Here is an 18,361-nt window from a genome sequence, read left to right as displayed (position 1 = left end):
TTTTATATAAACTACCAGCTTTTAACGATAAACTCCATTCTTAAAAGCGTAAATTGAATTGAAAAAGACCCATTATAAAGACTTTATATAAGTTGCTAATGATTTTTATTTTCAAATTCTTCGTACCATTTACTTAAAACATATAATTTCCAGACATGTACTGTGTGATCGAATTTACCGCTCATATGCTCACTTAGAAGCTTTTTGAATTTCTTAATATTTAGATTGGGAACTTTATTTAGAAATTCGTCATTTAGAGAAGAAAGGAATTCCTCTCTTAGTTCTGTGCGCATCCAATCACCTATCGGAACAGAAAAACCTCTTTTCGGCTGATTAAAGACTTCTTCTGGAATGTATTCTTTTAAAATATCCCTTAAGATTCTTTTTTGTCGTCCTTTTTCAAATCTAAAACTCATTGGAAGAGATCTTGCATACTCAACTACTCTATAATCCAAGAAAGGGCTTCTAACCTCTACCGAATAGGCCATGCTGGCCCTATCTACTTTTACGTTACTATCATTTTCTAACCAAAGTTTTATATTTAGATCTGCAGCTTTTTGTAAAAAAATATTCGACCATTTTTTATAGCCTTGATAGTGTTTCATATAATCTTGTCTTTTCTCCTTGAGGAGAAAGCCTTTTCTAGAAAATATGTTTTCAATAAAATCATTTCTACTTTTTGTATTCAAGGCATTAGTAATACGATGTGTGTTCATTCCAAAAAGCTTCAATATTCCTGAACTAGAAATCAGTTTTCTTATTGGATACGGAATATCCATAATTTTTTTATTACTAACTAAAGAATGAAAATAATTATATCCAATAAAACTTTCATCTCCACCATCACCTGAAAGTGCGACCGTTACGTATTGTTTGGTTACTTTATTGAGCAGTAAAGAGGGTAGTGCAGAACTATCTGCAAAAGGCTCATCATAGACGTGAGTTAGTTTTGGAATTAATTTTAGAATGTCATCAGGATTACATATTGTTGTTTTATGTTTAGTGTTAAGAATTTCTGCATATTGCTCTGCAATCTTACTTTCATCAAAATCAGGATCATCAAATCCTATAGAGAAGGTATTGATTTTAGTCTCAGAAACCTCAGCCGCAATCGCAGAAACCAAAGCAGAGTCTATACCTCCAGACAGAAATGAGCCGATAGGTACATCTGACTGTAGCCTAATTTTAACAGCATCGAGTAGCAATTGATGTAATTCTTTTTTTGCATCATCGTATGAAATACCCTTTATGACAACATCTTTTAAATTCCAATACTTATCAATCTTAAGGGTATTGGTATTTAAATCAATTTCCATCGAGTTTCCGGGAGGTAATTTATATACGTTTTCAACTATTGTGTAAGGACTTGGAACAAACATGCAGTCTAAATACATAGAAATAGCCTCGTCATTTATTTTTTTACCTGCTAACATTGGCTTAATCTGACTACAAATTTCAAATTTTTCACCATCCCAGTAATAATAAAAAGGTTTTACACCCATTCTGTCTCTTGCTGAAAATATAGTTTTCGCAACAGAATCGTATATCGAAAAAGCGAACATACCATTGATTTTTTCTAGTACAGCTTTTCCCCAATGCTTGTAACCAATAAGTAAAACTTCAGTATCACTCTCTGTTTTAAAAATATAGCCTAAACTTACAAGATCTTTCTTTACGTCTTTATAATTATATATCTCACCGTTAAAAACAATAGTCAAATTATCAAAATCCATCGGCTGATTAGATCTGGGGTCTAAATCTAATATCGAAAGGCGTAAGTGACCAAGAGTAAGGTTGTCAATCTTATCAATTCCCATAAAGTCGGGGCCTCTAAAATTAATAGAATCGAGTTTAGCTCTTACCTCTTTATCTTCGTAAGGAATATTTGTTAAATATATACCGCACATATTTTTAATTTTTTGTAAAAAAACACATTTTTATTTTAAAAACACTTTCTTTTAAAAAAGAACAGTGGAAAAGCAAAAAAAGTTGGGTAACATGTTTAAAATATTATATTTATTAAGGTTATTGGAGTCTATTTTTCAGATTTAGTTGTCACAGCTTCTTTTAGAAAAGAAATGTTATAGAACTTAAATTTAAAAAATAGTTACTTTTGGTTCCAATAAGAATTAGAATATAGAGTAGTTAAGCTTTAAACATAATTATGAATAAAAAATTACGAATAGGACTGCTAACAGACAATGATAATATACCTGCTTGGTCGCACAAAATGTTAGAAAGAATAGTTAATAGCGGTAATTCAGAAATTGTCTTAATTGTAAAAAACTCTAAAACCCCAATAAAACATAGTTCTTCATTTAAGAAGTTATGGGTAAATAGAAACCACATTTTTTGGATTTTATATACAAAATTTGAAAATAAGTTGTTTAAGCCTCATCCAAATGCTTTTGCTAATAAAAACATTAAAAGTGTTGTTCAATGTGATGAAATTATCGTGCAAACTTCGCAAATAGAAAATAGCGACTATTTCTCTTCTGTTGATATCGATAAAATTAAAACATATCAAATAGATGTACTAATAAACTTATGTTACATCGGTTTAAAAGGTGATATACTAAATGTGCCTAGCTGTGGTATCTGGTCTTATTGCCATAGTGAAAGAATTATCAATAGAGGAGGTCCACCAGGAGCATGGGAGGTTTTTAAGAGACAAGATGTAACTGGTGCGTTGTTGGAAATTTTGGCAGAAAAAATAGATGGAGGTAAAATATTGGCTAGATCCTATTCGTCAACTGAGAAATTGAGTGTTAATCGAACTAATAACGCGTCCTATTGGAAGGCATTATCTCTTTTACCAAGAAAGTTAGAACAGCTTCATTCACTTGGAAAAGAAGATTTTTTTAATAAATTAGAACAAGAAAATAGCCATCCAGAATTTTTTGACAATCAACCTTTGGGTTTGCCAAAAAACAGTGAAGTTTTATCTACATTCTATAAGATTTATTCGAATAAAATTGTTTTCACTATTAAAAATTTCTTTTATTTCGGTCAGTGGATAATGTTGTATAAATTTGAAGATAAAAATGACTGGGCAACCTCTTTTCATGAATTTAAACGCATAGTTCCTCCAAAGGATAGATTTTGGGCTGATCCATTTGTAATGGAAAGAAACGGTTCTTATTTTATATTTTTCGAAGAACTCATTTATAAAGAAAATATTGGAAAAATTGCCGTGCTCGAAATAGATTCTGATGGAAATTTTGAACCACCAAAGATTATAATTGATAAGGATTATCATTTGTCATATCCTTTTCTTATCGAGGAGGGATCTGACTTATATATGATTCCTGAGTCCTCTGGTAATGGAACGATTGAATTATATAAATGCACTGCTTTTCCTTTGCAATGGCAGTTGCACAAAGTATTAATGCAAGATGTGAACGCCGTGGATACAACCATACTAAAGCATAATGGTAAATATTGGCTTTTTTGTAATATAACAGAAAATGAAGGGGCATCATCCTTGGATGAACTTTTTCTTTTTTATTCAGATAGTTTGCTTGATGATGATTGGATCAGTCATCCTAGTAATCCGATAGTGTCTGATGTTAGTCAATCGCGCCCTGCAGGAAACATCTTTAAAAACAATGGCAAAATATTTAGACCATCACAAAATTCTGCAAAAGGTTACGGTCACGGTATGAAAATAAATGAAATTGTTGAACTAACCACAAAGTCTTATAAAGAAGAAACTATACAATCAATTTATCCTAATTGGGAGAAAGATTTAATTTCAACGCATACCATAAATAATTGTAATAAACTTACAGTAACTGATGCTTTAATTAGAAGGAGGAGATGATAATTTATCTAAATAATATGAGGCTTTTAAGTAAGTCAATTCTTTAACCTGTTAAACTATCTAACTTAGACATCTAAAATAAATTTTAATAACGTATATAAAATGAATATTCGATAAACGAGTATATATTACATAAAATTCTTACATATAAATCCATTTTGTCGAATTTTAGTGTGTTTAAACAAATAATAAGTAGATTATTAATTAGATTGTCAAACCAAATTTACCTAAAGAAAAAGTTTTACCCTATGAAATCCCCAAATTTCGAGACAAATTTACTTTGTAACTTAACCCTGCTATTAATTCTCTTTATTTCATCCTCATTAAGTTTAATAGCACAAGAAAAAGCCTTTCCTACGGCATATGGAGCAGGTGCTTATGCTAGTGGTGGAAGAGGAGGCTATGTGCACCATGTAACGAGAATAGATGATAGTTATACAAATGGTAATCCAACTCCAGGAACTCTCAGATGGGCTGTAGCTCAACCAAGACCTGCAACAATAGTTTTTGATGTTAGTGGTACAATCGCTTTAGATTACAGTTTACAAATAAGTGGTACTAATTTAACAATTGCTGGTCAATCTGCTCCTGAAGGTGGAATAACTATCACCAATAAAGGTGGAAATCAATTTTTAAGTTTAGTAGACTGCAGTAATGCTATATTGAGATACCTTAGAATAAGAATGCAGCCATTAGGAGAATCTGATGGGTTTCTATTATATGGTCGAGGTAATGCCAATACAGCTATATTAGATCATATGTCAATTAGTTATTCTAATGATGAAGTTTTTGATATGCGTGGTGAAGATGCACGAAACATCACCTTTCAACGAGGATTAATTGCTGAAGGAAAAACGGGTTCCATTTTTGGGGATAGTGATTCTACCAACAATGGTTTGTTTACGTATGACAATAGTTTTCTTACAACTTTGTTTGTAAACATCTCGCATAGAACACCAAATGTAGCAGGTAGAGGGAGATTCGATATTATTAATAATGTCGTCTATGATTGGAAATATAGACTTTCACTGGCAATGGGCGGTGCTCAATTAAACCATATAAATAATTATTATTTTATGGGTAATTTACAAAGTTACGAATATACTTTTCAGAGCAATCCTACTAGATATTCGTTAAACTGTGCAATTCCCAACTTAGGTGATTTGAGTATTTACTCTAGAGGTAATATAATACAAGATAACTTCACCGATCCAAATGCAAGCAATGAGCCTCTCTGGGTTTGGTTTGATGGTGGAGCTCAAAATGTATTATTGCCAAGCGATCAATTTACAAATACTATGCATCCTTCAATTGCTGAACCAATTCCATTAATGACGGCTGTCGAAGCTTCGATAAATGTTCCAGAAAATGCAGGTGCTAACAAATACCTTAATGAAGATGGTACTTACGGTATTTACAGAGATGCTAACGACACTGATTATGTAAACATTGTACAAACAGATACTCCAGAGCCTTATACTAACGGAGGTGCTGGCCCAAACAATAACCAACCTTCTTTTGTTGAAGGTGAAAGGTATGCGAACTTTTTGGCTTCAATAAGCGATGTTCCCATCAATGTAAGACCAGATAATTTTTATGTTTCTAATCCACATATTCCTGAAGTTTGGTTTCAAGCTAATGTACCAGCTGGTGAAAATCACAATGATAAACCAGAAGGAAGTTATTATACATATTTGGAATTATACCTTAATGGTGTTGACGCTGACATTAATGCAATAGCAGTCGAAGGTGTTGCAATATTGCCTGAAACAGCTGAAACACAAATACCAAATACAATCACATTAACGGCAACAATTAGTCCAGAAAATGCTACAAATAAAAGCGGTGTATGGAGTTCTAGTGACGAATCTATTGCAACGGTTGATTCTAATGGAGTAGTTACACCAGTTGCAGTGGGCGAAGTTACTATAACTTTTACAACCAATGATGGTGAATATACAGATACCTCCCAAATAACGGTTTTTCCTGAAGCGCTACTTGCTAGCGCAGGTAATGACCAACGGATTTGTGAAGGTGAAAGTGCTACTCTTACTGCAAGTGGAGGCACCACTTATGTATGGAATACAGGAGAGACTACTGAGAGTATTGAAGTAACACCAGAAACAACAGAAATTTATACTGTAACAGTTTCTGACAATTTTGGTCAGTCTGCTGAAGCCAGTGTTACAGTAGAGGTAAATGCCTATCCCGTAGCAAATGCAGGTGAAGATCAAATCATTTGTAATGGAGATACAATTACCCTAACAGCTACTGGAGGTGAGACCTATTTATGGAGCACTGGAGAAACAACAGAAGCTATTAATGTTACCCCAAGTGCAGAAACTATATATGAAGTGGAAGTAACTTCCAATAATTGTTCGAGTACTGATAGTGTCACAATTTCTGTTAATGAAATTCCAAATATTACAGTTTCTGATGATATAGCAATTTTAATAGGTAGCTCTGCAGTATTAACAGTAAGTGGTAGTGATAATTATGAATGGAGTACAGGTGAAACTACAGAATCTATAACAGTATCACCAGATGTTACAACCTCATATACAGTTAGCTCTGTCAATACTAATGGTTGTATTGCTAATGAGGAAATTATTGTGACAGTAGTTCCTGAAATCATTGCCAGCGCAGGAGACGATGTTACTGTCTGTAGTGGTGATAATGTGATATTAACTGCTTCAGGTGGTGCAATATATACTTGGAATACTGGAGATGTTGGTTCAGAATTAAGTGTTAATCCAACAGAAACGACAACATATACAGTAACAGTAGAAGATGATTACGGGTTTACCAATACAGATAGTGTTACAATTTTTGTAATTGAGTTACCAGATATTTCTGTTGATGAAGATATTTGGCTCATGGAAGGAAATTCAGCTACACTTACGGCAAGTGGAGGTAGCTCTTACACTTGGAATACTGGTGAAACAACTGAAACGATTACAGTAAGTCCTATTGTTACAACCACTTATACAGTAACAGGTCTGTCAGAAAATGGATGTCAAAACTCAGCCGAAGTTAGAGTAACTGTTATAGAAGAATTAAATGCAAATGCTGGTGAAGACGTAGCAATATGTCTTGGTGAAAGTGTTACTTTAAATGCATCAGGTGGAATAACTTACTTATGGAATACTGGTGATGTTGGTGCTTCTCCAACATTTAGTCCTACGGAAACAACAACTTATACAGTTACCGTTTCTGATGATTATGGAAATGCTGATTCTGATGATGTAACAGTAACAGTTAATCCTAGACCCACGGCGTATGCTGGAGAAGACCAAACAGTTTGTGAAAACGAAACTGTAGTATTGACCGCTGAAGGTGGTGATACCTACCTATGGAATACAGGTGAAACTACAAATTCGATTACGGTAAACCCATCAGAAGATACCACTTATTCTGTGGAAGTATTCACTAATAATTGCTCTGACACCGATGAAGTAACTATATTTACCATTGAATCTCCAGATCTTACAGTAAGTGACGATATAGTACTAATTTCTGGGAATTCTGCAGTTCTCACAGTAAGTGGAGCTGATTCTTATACTTGGAATACTGGTGAAACTTCAGATTCAATTGTTGTTAGTCCTTCTGAGACAACAATATATTCTGTTACAGGTTTAGCAGTAAATGGATGTCAATCTACAGAAGAAATTACAGTAATCATAATACCAGAGGTCATTGCAGATGCCGGAGAGGATATTATAATTTGTAGTGGAGAAAGTGTTACTCTAAGTGCAACTGGTGGAACTACCTACTTATGGAATACTGGAGAAACAGTTTCAAATCCTACTGTAAGTCCAACGGTGACAACAACTTATAGTGTAACTGTTACAGATGATTACGGAAATACTGATTCGGATAGTGTAACAGTAACTGTAAATGACGCTCCAAATTTAAGTCTGAGTGATAATTTTATGATTTTTGAAAGGGAAAGCGCAGAATTAGTCGTGAGTGGTGCCAATTCTTATTTATGGAGCACTGGTGAAACCACAGAAACAATTACAGTGACTCCTGCAGTTACTACTACATATAGTGTTATTGGTTATTCATCCAATGGATGCCAAACTTCAGAGGAAGTAACAATTACAGTAATTCCAGAATTAAATGCTAATGCAGGAGAAGATGTATCCATATGTAATGGGGAAACAATTACTCTCGAAGCCTCTGGTGGATTAACATATAGTTGGGATACTGGAGAGATGAGTGCTAATATCTCGGTAACTCCAAATCAGACAACGACATATACCGTTACTGTTGCGGACAATTGGGGTAATTCTGCTTCAGATACTGTAACAGTTACAGTAAACGATATGCCAGTTGTAACTGTTAGTGACGATATTAATATAATTGAGGGAGAAACTACAACTATAGTGGCTTCAGGAGCGGATACTTATTTATGGGATACAGGTGAAACTTCAAGTTCAATTACTGTTAATCCAACTCAAACAACAACATACACGGTAATAGGAACCTCAAATGGTTGTTCAATGCAAGCTGAAGTTACAGTTATAGTAGAAACGTTATTTGTAGCATCTGCGGGAGGTGATAAGTATGTTTGTGATAATGAAACATATGAAGTAGTTTTAACAGCAAATCAAGGAGATAGTTATTTATGGAGTACTGGTGATACTACGCAAAGTATAACAGTTAGTCCATTGTCCACAACGACTTATTCCGTTACTGTTATGTATAACGGACAAGAAGATACTGATGATGCTACTGTTTATGTAGAGCCAAGTCCAGAAGTGGTAATTGCTAATGGTGAGAGTGTTGAAATTTTAAATGGTGATTTTATTACCTTATCTGCCTCTGGAGCAAATACTTACCAATGGAGTAATGGAGCGTCTCAACCAAATATTGCTGTTAGTCCTTCAGCTACAACAACATACGAGGTGTATGGTTATATTGGAGATTGCTCTGATGAGAAGGCAGTCACAGTAAAAGTATTAGAACCAGTTGCTGCAGATGCTGGCGAAGATGTATTTATTTGTTTAAATGAAACTGCCACTTTAACTGCAACTGGCGGTGATGAATATGTTTGGAGTACTGGTGAAATTACACAGACTATAGAAGTGTCTCCAACTGAGACAACAGATTATACTGTAACAGTATTTAACGCTCTAGATTTTGATGAAGCTACTGTAACTGTTGATGTTAATCTCAATTGTGAAAACGATAATGAGACTTCGATAGAGAATGGGTTATTTTCTTTTGATATTTACCCGAATCCAGCAAAAGATCTTGTTAATGTGAAATTATCAGGAGGTGCTTTAATAGTTTCTTCTGTTCATATATATGACGTAACGGGCAAGTTAATTCAAAGTACAAAAATTGAGAATGAAGATTTGGACCCAAGCACAACGAGACAAATAGATATTAGTAGGCTTCAAACTGGAGTGTATTTTGTAAAACTAATAGATATGAATAGAGAAATAATGAAAAGATTAATTGTTAAATAATACCAGTTCTACGCATAAAAAAGCACTTAAATATTTCATTTAAGTGCTTTTTTATTTATCTCAATTCCCTTTATTCTAAGAATTTTAATGTATTAATTTTTATTATAACTGTTTTGAATTTTACTGATTTCATTCAGTGTTTTATATAACCTTTGCGGAAATACTGATGAAATTTTTGCTTTATTCTTTTGGGTAGTAACGAAAAACAAAAATTTCAAATAGTTTAGTCTGAATTTAGATCAACTTACATAAGATATCTATTCTATGAAATCTATTTATAATAATATTTAAACCAATCGATAAATGACTTTACACCCTCATTTACAGATGTATTTGGTCTATAGTTATAATCTTTTATCAGTTCATTAACATCTGCCCAAGTGCGCTCTACATCGCCAGGTTGCATAGGTAACATGTCTTTTTCTGCTACTTTGTCTAGATTAAATTCAATTGCTTTTATAAAGTCCAAAAGCTTTACGGAGTCATTATTGCCAATATTATAAACTTTATAGTAATCATGAGCTTCTACTCTTTTATCTGTAGACTTTTCAATAATTCTGATTACACCTTCTACGATGTCATCAATATAAGTAAAATCGCGTTCCATCTTACCGTGGTTAAATACCTTAATTGGTCTATCGTTAACAATAGCATCGGTAAATAAAAACATAGCCATATCTGGTCTTCCCCAAGGACCATAAACCGTAAAAAACCTTAAACCTGTAGTTGGTATTTTAAATAAGTGACTGTAAGTATGCGCCATAAGTTCATTACTCTTTTTTGTGGCAGCATATAGGCTAATTGGATGATCTACATTGTCATCTGTTGAGAAAGGAATCTTCTTGTTCATTCCATAAACACTAGAGCTACTTGCATAGACTAAATGCTTTATATTATGGTGTCTGCAACATTCTAAAATATTTAAAAATCCAACTAAATTTGAATCTACATATGTTTCGGGATTTTCTAAACTATATCTTACACCAGCTTGAGCTGCTAGGTTACATACAATATCAAATTTTTCACTTTCGAATAGTTTAGGAAGCTCATCTCTATCTTCAAGATTCATTCTAATAAAAGAGAAATCGTTGGTTTTGCTGTTGCAAAGCGTATTAAATTCTGAAGCTTCTTTTTGGTCTATACCTAATTCATTGAGTCTTGCGAATTTTAAGTTGACATCGTAATAATCATTAATGTTATCTAGTCCAACAACTTTATAACCTCTGGCAGTTAATACTTTAGAGACATAAAACCCAATAAAACCTGCTGCACCTGTAACTAATATTCTCATGCTGAATTTGTTTATGTTTTAGAAATGGCATCAAATATTATAATTTTTAATGAAACCACTAAATTCTATGTCAATCAATTCCAATAAATTAGATGTTTGTGTAATTTATATCGAGGAGCGTCGCAATAGAATCACAATTCTTAATTTTTAACTCAATATCTCGCTCTTTATAGCTATTTTCTATTTGATAGACTTTACATGAATCTAATTTTGTTTTACTCTCAGAAAAATTCACACTTCCAAATTCCACCAAGTTTTTAATTGTTAGTGAATCTAAATCGTAATTTGCAATAAAAATCGAAGCTTTATCAGAATAGAGTATAGGTTTAGAACTAATGTTTTTTACTGTCCTAGCATTAGGTCCGTAATCGCAAGAAGCATCTTTTCCGTTCAAAAAAAACATGAGAATAATAAGACCAATAGCAAAACCGCCAAGGTAATAGCCTAATCGATGAATAAATTTCATATATTATTTTTAGAAAATCAATAAATTGGCATCATTATAATCTAAGCCAAACCATTCTGCAACAGATTTGTTAGTTAAAATACCGTGGTAAAAATACAACCCATTTTTTAATCCTCTATCAAAACGAAGTGCATTTTCTATACCTCCATGTTCACCAATTTCTAAGAGATAAGGAGTAAAGATATTACTTATTGAAACGGATGCGGATCTAGAATAACGCGCAGGAATATTAGGTACACAATAATGAATAACTCCATGATGCTCAAATGTAGGATTATCATGTGTGGTAACTTCGCTAGTTTCAAAACAACCTCCCATATCAATACTAACATCAATAACAACGGCACCACTTTTCATGTTGCTTAGCATACTTTGGGTAACTACAATTGGTGCACGATTGTTGCCTCTTACAGCTCCAATAGCCACATCACAACGCTTTAAAGCCTTTAAAAGATTTTTTGGTTGCATTGTAGAGGTATAAATAGTGCGACCCAAATTATTCTGAAGACGACGTAACTTAGTAATAGAACTATCAAATACTTTGACATTAGCACCTAAACCAATGGCAAAGCGCGCTGCAAATTCACCAACAGTACCTGCACCTAAAATAATGACTTCTGTAGGCGGTACACCATTAATGTTACCCATCATTAAACCATTACCACCATTGACGTTAGAGAGTAATTCTGAGGCAATTAATATAGAGGCAGTTCCTGCAATTTCGCTTAAAGAACTTACGGCAGGATATGAGCCATCTTCATCTTTGATATACTCAAAGGCTAAGGCTGTAATCCGTTTTTTTGCTAAGGCTTCAAAATAGGACTTGGCTTGTGTTTTAATTTGTAAAGCAGAAATTAAAAGCGTTTGAGGATTGATGAGGTCAATCTCATCTAAAGAAGGTGGTTCTACTTTTAGAATAATAGGGCAGGAGTAGACTTTGGCTGTATCCTTGGTTACTTCTGCGCCAGCCTCGCTATAATCCTTATCCTTAAAATTTGCTCCATTACCAGCACCAGACTCAAGCAATACACGATGACCATTGGCTGTCAACGCAGAAACAGCATCTGGAGTTAAACACACACGCTTTTCTTGAAAATGTGTTTCTTTCGGAATCCCAATAAAAAGGTTTCCTTTTTGTTTATAAACCTCTAAGGTTTCTTCTTGTGGTAATAGTTGGGCTTTTGTAAATGGTGATAAAGATTTACTCATTAAAGTTAGCTGATTTGTATAGTCACTGCAATATAACGAAACGTTATAAAAAGTGCTAAGATTAATCTAGCTTTAAATTACGAATAAATTTTAAAATACTTAATTACTTTATATATTTGGTGTAGATAATTTTCTATACATATGCGCTTTATGAGTTATTTTAAAATAAAAGATATACTAATAATAATGTCAATACTCACAGTAACATTTTCATATTTCTTAGTATCAAACATTCCAGAGGGCTTTACAAAAATAGATTTATTTTTCTTTGAAGTTGGAAGTTTCGGATTTCCCGATATTTCACATTTGGTGTTTCATATCAAAATGAAACTATTGATAATTTTCTTGTCATCAATTTGGTATATAACATGTTCTCATTGGTGGAAATCGGCTATCCTTCTGATAATAATAATTGAGTTATTTAAATTGATTACTAGTATGGATCCAGAGAGCTCACATATGGATGAAATTGATTATATAACTAGTTTACCTGTTACGGCTCCAATCATTTTTTTATTAATTTTTATTTCTAATAAATTGAATTCTTATAATTTATATAAAGAGTTACAATTATATATTGATGATGAAATTGATGAGATTTTTTTTGAACTCTATGATGTAGAAAATAAAAGAATAGAAATTTTAAAAAGGAAGTACGAAGAAATGATAAAGAATGGATTAGAAAAGGATTCATCAGATTATCTGAGAAAATTAATTTTAATTAGAAATGAATTTTATAAAGATTAGCTAATGAATTTGTTATATCGTTTTTCGAAAAACAAGAAAATAAAAAGAGACTTTATTATTATACTTTTTATTTTAATTTCACCTTTTTCTTTTTTTTTATACAATTTAGTTCCAAAAGATACTGGAATATGGAATACTGAATGGTTTACTTTAGATCCAGGCTTCTATGACGAGGCCAGTTTTTATGTTTGGATTATTTTTAATAAAATATTGACAATTACTATATTGACAATCTGGTTTATTACCTGTAGAAAATGGTGGCGATTTGTTATCCTTATTTCTCTTTTTATAGAATTTTATAAACTTTTTATATGTTTTGACATAGCAAAAAACGGTATAGAAGTTAATGCGCTTTCTAATAGTTTATATGTATCAATACCCTATATATTATTATTACTATTAACCTACGGGTTAAATTATTATATTGATAATAAAAAAACCAGATTTTCTGTAAATGAAGAAATTAATCAGCAAATAAGTAGACTTTCAAAATTTGATATAAAAAGATATAAGTCTATTGATAAAGAATTCGCAGTTTTGATTCAAAAAAAACATACATTGGATAAAAAAGAATATTTAACAAAACTTATTGCTTTAAGAGATCGTTTTAATTTGGAATAACTATTTATGATTCTTTGTGATTTTCTATCTCATTTAAAATCTCATCCAAAAATGCCTTTTTCTCACTAGAAATATTATTACCTAGGCGTTCATTAATGTAAGCTTCAATTTCGGCTTTAGAACGCCCTTGGTTTTCTTGAGGTTTAGTTATAAACATTTCACCTTTTCCAGTAATTAACCAAACAAGGTTAACTTGAGGATATTCTTTAATTATACGCTCAATTACATCACTACCAACTGATGCATTATTTTTCTGCATACGAAGTGTATAACCATTAGCAGAACCTATTGATAAATCAAATTGTCTAGCACTTAGATTTAATTCAGCGACTAGCTGCATTATCCGATTAATTGTCTTTTCCATACTACATTTTACTTTGAACTAAATTATACGTTATTATACATTAAACAAAATAAATTTATTTTAATAATATTTATATGTAGAAAATTTTCTATATATTAGCACTGCATTCAACCTTATAAGTAATTACAAAGTCGCTTTTATGGTTGTGTGCATTGGATTAATCCTTTAATCGGTACCGATTTTTTTATTTAGGCTTTGTTGACTTTGTATTTTATTATAAGGAAGAAGCCGAAAATCCTTTCAAATTAGAGTAGGTTAATTTTTATATCAAATTATGACAAATATATCAAATTTTAAAAGCTTTGAACTTTTAAATAGATCAGAGCAAAGATCTATCAAAGGTGGTCTTGATAAAGCAAGATGTGCAAAGCTCAGAAAGTTAAAGAATGATCCTAATTTCCCTTGTATTCATGGTAATGGGTAAATAGAGCAATTTTGAAATTCAAGCCCTATTATAATTATAATAGGGTTTTTCTTTCTAGTACAATTATATAGACATTAAGAAGTTTAAAATAAGTATATAAGTAAGAAAGTGATTACAGCTTGTTTTTTTATGTTTACAATTAGAAATATTATTCATTTAAGTTAATGTCAGATAACATTGAAGTATTATCACAGTACTTAAATTCGGAAAAAATTTATATCGATAAAAAAGAATTTGATTACCAATTAAGCTCTCATCCATATTACCCTTCATTACTAGCTATAAGCGATACGCTCAGTTTTTTTAATATTAATAATGCGGCTATTAGAGTTCCTAAAGATAAATTTGATTTACTACCTGGTTCTTTTATCGCTAATTTAAAAGGTGGTAATGGTAATTTTTTGTCTTTTGTTAATAAAACAGATGAAGAAATTACATTCACAAATTCTGAGAAAAATTCAAAGGCAACTAGTACTAGTAAAGAAGAATTCTTAAATAAATGGGATGAGATTGTTCTCTTAGCTGAAAAAGAAGATAACTACGATAGTGTTACAAGTAGCAAGAAAAACTATTCTTGGGTATTTTACGTCATAATTGTCATTTTTGCTACTTCAGTTCTTCTCTTCTCAGGTGCAAAAAATTATTGGTCCATTATTTTTGGACTCTTACCTCTTATAGGGATTTGGCTTTCGGTCTATGCCTTAAATGATATTTTTAATACTAAAAGTGCGGTTTTGGCTAAGTTTTGTGAAAGTAGTCCATCTTCTAGTTGTGGCAGTGTTATTAACTCTAACAAGTGGGCAATTTTCGATAAAATTAGTTTTAGTGATTTAAGTATTTTATTTTTTTCCTTGCAGCTATGTAGTTTGTTTTTGTTTGGTTTAATTAATGATTATGACCAATATTATTCAATACAGTCTGTTTTATTATATGCTTCAATACCTATAATTTTTCTGTCCTTGTATTATCAAAAGTTTGTTGAAAAAAAATGGTGTCCAATATGTCTTTCAATTATTGCTGTTGTTTTACTAGAGTTAATCTATGTTTTAGTATCTAAAACTAGTTTTGAGTTTAATATAGCTATTTTAGGAGTTTCACTTTTTTTATTAATGGCATCGATATTATATGCATTTTGGTTGCCTTTAAAAAAGGCTTTAAATTCTATTAAAGAATTAAAATCTTCTCAACTTAAGGCTAATCGTTTTAAACGAAATTTTCAGCTTTTTAAAAATACCTTGCTAACTGAGGTGAAAAATGATTTACCCGGCAGTTTGTTAAAGTTAGGAAAAACAGATGCTAGTATTAAAATTGCAATTTTAACCAGTCCTTTTTGTGGGTATTGTAAAGATCCTCATTTTATGTTAAAATCATTGGTTGAAAAATATGGAGATGATATAGAGGTCGCAATTTTATTTAATGTTACAGAAAATGATAAAAACTTTATGGACATTGCAAAAAACCTTATTCAGTTAAAATTAAATAAAGGTGATGATAGCTATTACGAAGCAATGGAGTATTGGTATGAGGTTAACGAAACAGATAAATGGTTGCTAAAGTATGAGCAAGAGTCAAATAAAGAACAGATTAGTAAGAATTTAAGTAAACAACACGCCTGGTGTTTAGAAAATAATTACAATTTTACACCTTGTGTTTTTATTAATGATAGAAAATATCCAGACTTCTATGAAATATCTGACCTTGATTTTTTTATTGAAGATTTAAAAGAGGATAATAGTCTATAGCTTGTCAATATGAAATTCCCACATTACAAACAAGCAGATTATAAAGATTGCGGACCTACTTGTCTAAAAATTATTGCTAAGTACTATAAAAAAACGCTTTCTATACAATCACTTAGAACCATAAGTGAAACAACCAGAGAGGGGAGTAGCCTACTTGGCCTGAGTGATGCTTCTGAGAAAATAGGTTTTAGGAGTTTGGGTATTAAGGTCACTTTAGAGCGTCTTAGTGAAGTGCCGTTGCCTTGTGTTTTGCATTGGAACAATGATCACTATGTAGTTCTCTATAAAATAAAAAAGGATATTTATCATATATCTGACCCTGCACATGGCTTAATAAAATATAATAAAGAAGAATTCTTAGAGGCTTGGATTGGTAAAAATGCTACAGATAAAACACAAGAAGGTATTGCGCTTATATTAGAGCCTACAGCCAAATTTTATGATTCTGAGTTTGATACAGAAGAGAAAGAATTTGGATTTTCGTTTTTGTTCAAATATGTATATAGATATAAAGCCTATATCTGGCAATTAGTAATAGGTTTATTAGCTGCAAGTTTACTGCAACTAATATTTCCCTTTTTAACTCAAAGTGTTGTCGATGTCGGTATTAAAAACCAGGATATAAATTTTGTATATCTCATTCTTTTTGCGCAATTGGCACTTTTTATAGGTCGTACTTCAATTGAGGTGATACGAAGTTGGATATTATTACATCTAAGCACAAGAATCAATATTTCATTAGTTTCAGATTTCTTTATAAAACTTATGAATTTACCAATTGCATTTTTTGACACAAAAATGACTGGTGATATATTACAAAGAATTAATGATCATCAAAGAATTGAACGTATACTAACAACATCGTCTCTCAGTGTACTATTTTCTATGGTAAATTTATTAGTATTTAGTTTTGTATTAGCTTATTATAATTTACTCTTATTAGGCGTCTTTTTAGCGGGTAGTTTTTTATATTTTTTATGGATAATTATTTTTCTAAAAAAGCGAAAAGATATTGACTATAAGCGTTTTTCTCAAGTAAGTCAAGAGCAGAGCAAAGTGATAGAGTTAATTAATGGCATGCAAGAAATTAAATTACACAATGCAGAAAAGCAAAAACGTTGGGGCTGGGAATTCTCGCAAGCACGTTTATATAAAGTTGCTATAGAAGGTTTGGCTTTAGAGCAATACCAAAGTGTAGGTTCTAGTTTTATTAATGAAGTTAAAAACATTTTCATAACAATATTATCTGCCAAATTAGTTATAGATGGCGATATTACATTAGGGATGATGCTAGCGGTTAGTTATATCGTAGGTCAATTAAACTCACCTATTGCCCAATTAATTAATTTTATTAGAGAAGTGCAAGATGCAAAGATTTCATTAGATAGATTATCTGAAATACACAATAAAGAAGATGAAGAAAAACAAGGAGAGGATAAGATTATCGACATTCCTGTAAATTCTGATTTGCAATTGTCTGACGTATCCTTTAGGTATATTGGGTCAGATCAAATGGTACTAGAGAATTTAGATTTAAATATACCCTCAAATAAGGTTACAGCAATAGTTGGTGTCAGTGGAAGTGGTAAAACCACGTTAATGAAGTTACTTTTGAGGTTTTATGAACCAAATAATGGTGATATAAAATTAGGTAATTTCAACCTTAATAATTTCTCTCAAAAAGCATGGAGAGATCAATATGGTGTTGTTATGCAAGAAGGCTATATTTTTAATGACACCATAGCGCATAATATAGCTGTAGGTGAGGATTTTGTTGATAAAGAAAAGTTAGCTCATGCTGTAGATGTGGCTAATATTAAAGATTTTATAGAGAGTTTACCATTATCATATAATACAAAAATTGGTATGGAAGGTGTTGGTGTCAGTACAGGACAAAAACAACGGTTGTTAATCGCTAGAGCGGTTTATAAAAATCCAAACTTTTTATTTTTTGATGAAGCGACTTCTGCTTTAGATGCTAATAATGAAAAAGTGATTATGGAGAAGTTAGACACGTTCTTCAAAAACAAAACCGTGGTAGTTATTGCGCATAGATTAAGTACTGTAAAGAATGCTCACCAAATTGTTGTGCTAGATAAGGGTAAGATAGTGGAGATAGGAAATCATAAGGCTTTAGTTGCCAAAAAAGGTGATTATTATAAATTAGTAAAAAATCAATTAGAACTAGGTAATTAAT

The 18,361-nt window shown here is 31.8% G+C and carries 11 protein-coding genes; 6 read left to right on the top strand and 5 right to left on the bottom strand.

The genetic code is table 11. The features are described 5' to 3' along the window. Positions 1 to 95: 95 nt before the first annotated feature. Positions 96 to 1,907: an asparagine synthase (glutamine-hydrolyzing) gene (asnB, locus tag SJY34_RS03385; RefSeq protein WP_400078909.1), complete on the bottom strand. Its 1,812-nt coding sequence runs from the start codon at positions 1,905 to 1,907 to the stop codon at positions 96 to 98. A gap of 257 nt (positions 1,908 to 2,164) precedes the next feature. Between asnB and SJY34_RS03380 the strand changes: the two genes are divergently transcribed. Both SJY34_RS03380 and SJY34_RS03375 read left to right on the top strand, forming a co-directional pair. Further along, complete coding sequence (locus SJY34_RS03380) at positions 2,165 to 3,823, top strand: hypothetical protein (RefSeq protein WP_400078907.1); 1,659 nt, start codon at positions 2,165 to 2,167, stop codon at positions 3,821 to 3,823. A gap of 248 nt (positions 3,824 to 4,071) precedes the next feature. Then, a complete protein-coding gene (locus SJY34_RS03375) occupies positions 4,072 to 9,300 on the top strand; it encodes a T9SS type A sorting domain-containing protein (RefSeq protein ID WP_400078905.1) in 5,229 nt (1,742 codons plus the stop codon). Positions 9,301 to 9,571: 271 nt separating this feature from the next. Here SJY34_RS03375 and SJY34_RS03370 read toward each other — a convergent pair whose 3' ends face one another. The 3 genes from SJY34_RS03370 to SJY34_RS03360 form a co-directional block, all read right to left on the bottom strand. Further along, positions 9,572 to 10,591: an NAD-dependent epimerase gene (locus SJY34_RS03370; RefSeq protein WP_400078903.1), complete on the bottom strand. Its 1,020-nt coding sequence runs from the start codon at positions 10,589 to 10,591 to the stop codon at positions 9,572 to 9,574. A gap of 88 nt (positions 10,592 to 10,679) precedes the next feature. Further along, on the bottom strand, positions 10,680 to 11,057 hold the full coding sequence (locus SJY34_RS03365) for a hypothetical protein (protein ID WP_400078901.1): 378 nt from the start codon (positions 11,055 to 11,057) through the stop codon (positions 10,680 to 10,682). A gap of 9 nt (positions 11,058 to 11,066) precedes the next feature. After that, positions 11,067 to 12,266, bottom strand: a complete 1,200-nt coding sequence (locus SJY34_RS03360) for an alanine dehydrogenase (protein WP_400078899.1) — start codon at positions 12,264 to 12,266, stop codon at positions 11,067 to 11,069. Positions 12,267 to 12,452: 186 nt separating this feature from the next. Between SJY34_RS03360 and SJY34_RS03355 the strand changes: the two genes are divergently transcribed. Beyond that, a complete protein-coding gene (locus SJY34_RS03355) occupies positions 12,453 to 13,013 on the top strand; it encodes a hypothetical protein (RefSeq protein WP_400078897.1) in 561 nt (186 codons plus the stop codon). A 3-nt stretch (positions 13,014 to 13,016) separates the two neighbouring features. Beyond that, complete coding sequence (locus SJY34_RS03350) at positions 13,017 to 13,634, top strand: hypothetical protein (RefSeq protein ID WP_400078895.1); 618 nt, start codon at positions 13,017 to 13,019, stop codon at positions 13,632 to 13,634. Positions 13,635 to 13,638: 4 nt separating this feature from the next. Here SJY34_RS03350 and SJY34_RS03345 read toward each other — a convergent pair whose 3' ends face one another. Next, positions 13,639 to 13,998: a hypothetical protein gene (locus SJY34_RS03345; protein ID WP_400078893.1), complete on the bottom strand. Its 360-nt coding sequence runs from the start codon at positions 13,996 to 13,998 to the stop codon at positions 13,639 to 13,641. Positions 13,999 to 14,586: 588 nt separating this feature from the next. Here SJY34_RS03345 and SJY34_RS03340 point away from each other — a divergent pair. Both SJY34_RS03340 and SJY34_RS03335 read left to right on the top strand, forming a co-directional pair. Then, positions 14,587 to 16,164: a vitamin K epoxide reductase family protein gene (locus tag SJY34_RS03340; protein ID WP_400078891.1), complete on the top strand. Its 1,578-nt coding sequence runs from the start codon at positions 14,587 to 14,589 to the stop codon at positions 16,162 to 16,164. A 9-nt stretch (positions 16,165 to 16,173) separates the two neighbouring features. Then, positions 16,174 to 18,360: a peptidase domain-containing ABC transporter gene (locus SJY34_RS03335; protein WP_400078889.1), complete on the top strand. Its 2,187-nt coding sequence runs from the start codon at positions 16,174 to 16,176 to the stop codon at positions 18,358 to 18,360. Position 18,361: the final 1 nt, after the last annotated feature.

The organism is Winogradskyella sp. R77965, assembly GCF_044594915.1.
Classification (GTDB): domain Bacteria; phylum Bacteroidota; class Bacteroidia; order Flavobacteriales; family Flavobacteriaceae; genus Winogradskyella.
This window is presented reverse-complemented; position numbering and strand designations above follow the sequence as displayed.

What these genes read in the sequence shown, in the direction of transcription:
- asnB (WP_400078909.1), bottom strand. Translation starts at nt 1,907, where the DNA reads ATGTGCGGTATATATTTAACAAATATTCCTTACGAAGATAAAGAGGTA.
- SJY34_RS03380 (WP_400078907.1), top strand. Translation starts at nt 2,165, where the DNA reads ATGAATAAAAAATTACGAATAGGACTGCTAACAGACAATGATAATATA.
- SJY34_RS03375 (WP_400078905.1), top strand. Translation starts at nt 4,072, where the DNA reads ATGAAATCCCCAAATTTCGAGACAAATTTACTTTGTAACTTAACCCTG.
- SJY34_RS03370 (WP_400078903.1), bottom strand. Translation starts at nt 10,591, where the DNA reads ATGAGAATATTAGTTACAGGTGCAGCAGGTTTTATTGGGTTTTATGTC.
- SJY34_RS03365 (WP_400078901.1), bottom strand. Translation starts at nt 11,057, where the DNA reads ATGAAATTTATTCATCGATTAGGCTATTACCTTGGCGGTTTTGCTATT.
- SJY34_RS03360 (WP_400078899.1), bottom strand. Translation starts at nt 12,266, where the DNA reads ATGAGTAAATCTTTATCACCATTTACAAAAGCCCAACTATTACCACAA.
- SJY34_RS03355 (WP_400078897.1), top strand. Translation starts at nt 12,453, where the DNA reads ATGTCAATACTCACAGTAACATTTTCATATTTCTTAGTATCAAACATT.
- SJY34_RS03350 (WP_400078895.1), top strand. Translation starts at nt 13,017, where the DNA reads ATGAATTTGTTATATCGTTTTTCGAAAAACAAGAAAATAAAAAGAGAC.
- SJY34_RS03345 (WP_400078893.1), bottom strand. Translation starts at nt 13,998, where the DNA reads ATGGAAAAGACAATTAATCGGATAATGCAGCTAGTCGCTGAATTAAAT.
- SJY34_RS03340 (WP_400078891.1), top strand. Translation starts at nt 14,587, where the DNA reads ATGTCAGATAACATTGAAGTATTATCACAGTACTTAAATTCGGAAAAA.
- SJY34_RS03335 (WP_400078889.1), top strand. Translation starts at nt 16,174, where the DNA reads ATGAAATTCCCACATTACAAACAAGCAGATTATAAAGATTGCGGACCT.